This window comes from Peptoniphilus indolicus ATCC 29427 (assembly GCF_000227315.1).
GTDB lineage: Bacteria > Bacillota > Clostridia > Tissierellales > Peptoniphilaceae > Peptoniphilus > Peptoniphilus indolicus.
In genome coordinates this window covers 1-2,513 of the sequence record NZ_JH165076.1, presented here as the reverse complement: position 1 = coordinate 2,513, position 2,513 = coordinate 1, and the positions used below count along the sequence as shown (strand labels likewise).

At 25.9% G+C, this 2,513-nt stretch carries 2 protein-coding genes; both read left to right on the top strand.

Features of this window, described 5'->3' with window-relative positions:
* The first annotated feature begins 411 nt into the window (after window positions 1-411).
* On the top strand, window positions 412-867 hold the full coding sequence (locus HMPREF9129_RS11205; RefSeq protein ID WP_306424734.1) for a YbaN family protein: 456 nt from the start codon (window positions 412-414) through the stop codon (window positions 865-867).
* On the top strand, window positions 860-2,513 hold a 1,654-nt coding region (locus HMPREF9129_RS09790), incomplete at its 3' end, for an ABC transporter ATP-binding protein/permease (protein ID WP_004823184.1). The genes HMPREF9129_RS11205 and HMPREF9129_RS09790, both read left to right, overlap by 8 nt.

The following is a 2,513-nucleotide window of genomic DNA, read 5'->3' as shown; positions in this document are numbered from 1 at the left end:
TCCATTTTTTATTAATTCTTTTTTTTTGATAAAGATAACTTTTCAAGTACAGACAATTCAAAAAAGCAGAACAAATTTATGATAAATCATAACAAAGACAACTCAATAAGCAATATGTTTTTATGCGACTTAATGAGCTATGTAATTACTGTTTGCGTGTAGATAGGGGCATATCTTGTCGCTCTAAAGATAAAAAGTAAAATCCTATGATAATATAGTTGATTAAAAAAACTTTTAAAGTACAAAATTAAATGATGCTGTAAATCTATTTTATAAACCGGGGATAACTTCCTTGTAATACTGATAAAAGCTTTATTTCATAGAATTTTAAAAAATAAAAATAAAAAAACAACTGATAAAATTTATCAAAATTTCTTGGACAAATAACTTATTTTTGATAACATTAACTAAATCAAAGATCATGAAAATAAAAAGGAAATAATCCCTAGCATAAATTCATTTAACAGAACTACATTAAAGAAAGGAGCAAATTTTGAAGATAATTTATTTAATTTTAGGTTTAATTTTTTAGGAATAGGCGTTATTGGTATTTATTTACCACTTCTTCCTGCAACTCCATTTCTAATTTTAGCAAGTTATTTCTTTGCAAAAGGTTCGGAAAAATTCAATAGATACTTTATTTCTACAAAATTGTATAAAAATAATATAGAGCCAATAAAGTCAAAAAAAGGCATGACCATAAATAGAAAAATTAAAATTTTACTTACTATAACTGTTTTTATAGGAATTTCGTTTTTCCTTATAGATAATCTTCATGCAAGAATATGCCTTATTTTAGTGTTAATATTTCACTACTTGTACTTTTTCTTAAAGATAAAGACTATTAAGGAGGAGAACAATGTTTGACAAAAGGCTGTATATAGAATTAAAAGATGAGAGAAAGTACATTGTTATTTTAGTATTAATAAAAACCATAGAGATGATTTTAAATATATCTGTGATTTTTACTATAGGCAAATTTATAGATACTCTGATTAAAGGAGAGGAAAATTATATAAAACTAATAATGACAATATTGATAATAGCCATTATTAGAATAGCAACGACAAAACTCTATTCAAATATTGGATATAGAGTTTCAATAGAAGTAAAGAAAACTCTTAGAGAAAGACTTATAAAGAAAGTTTACTCTTTTAAAATGGAATTTGGAGAAAAAATTAAAATTTCAGAAATTATAAACCTTGGAGTAGAAGGAATTGAACAACTTAATATCTTCTATTCGGAGATGTTACCTCAACTACTTTTTTCCCTAATAGGACCTTTAATTTTATTTATAATATTATGTTTTATAAATTTAAAAATCGCACTAATTATGCTCGTTCTAGTACCAGTTATACCACTAGCTATAGTAATGGTACAAAAACTTGCAAATAAAGTTGTAAAGAGTTATTGGCATTCCTACACTAATTTAGCCGATATATTTATAGATTTTTTATACGGGCTTACAACGTTAAAAGTATTTAATGTAGACGAAAGACAAAATGTAAGGTTAAATGATCTGGCAGAGGATTTTAGAGCAAAAACTATGAAACTTCTAATGGTGCAGTTGAACAATATTACAGTTATGGATTTAGTTTCATACTGTGGAGCTGCACTTGGAATAATGTTAAGTTTAAATGCTTATAAAGTTGGAAAAATTTCCATATTTGGGGCATTTTACTTTATACTTTTATCTCAAGAATTTTTTAATCCTCTAAGAAGACTCGGTTCTTTATTTCATGTAGCTATGAATGGAATTTCTGCTGCCAAAAGTCTTTTTGATGTATTAGAAATAGAAACTGAGGAGGATTATAAAAACACTATAGAAGATAGAGGACTAAATATAAAAATTGAAAACTTAAATTTTTCATATACAGATAAATTAGTACTAAATAACCTAAACATAGAATTTGAAAACAATAGCATAACTGCAATAGTAGGTAAAAGTGGCTGTGGAAAATCAACTTTGGCAAAAGTTTTATCAGGTAGTTTAAAATCCTACAAAGGTAAAATATATTTTAACGGAGTGAGTGATATAAATTCCGATTCACTAGTAGAAAATATTGCCTTAATAGATAATAATCCATATATATTCAACGGAAGCCTAAGGTACAATCTCAAGATGGCAAATGAAGATGCAAAAGATGAAGAACTTATACAAGTTTTAGAAAAAGTAGGACTTAAAAATTACTTTTTAAACAAAGAAGGCTTAGATACTTTGTTAAATTCAGATGGAGGTAATTTATCTGGAGGACAAAAACAAAGATTATCTCTAGCTAGGGCAGTATTAAAATCTCCAAAACTTTTAATACTAGATGAATCTATTTCAAATATAGATATAGAATCAGAACAGTTAATACTTACACTTCTACAAGAAATGAAAAAATCTATGAACATAATACTAATAACTCATAGACTAAGAAATGCAGAAAATGCAGATTATATTTACTATATGGAAGATGGAAAAATTAAAGAAGAAGGAAAGTTTAAAGAAATATTAAAAGAAAAACTAT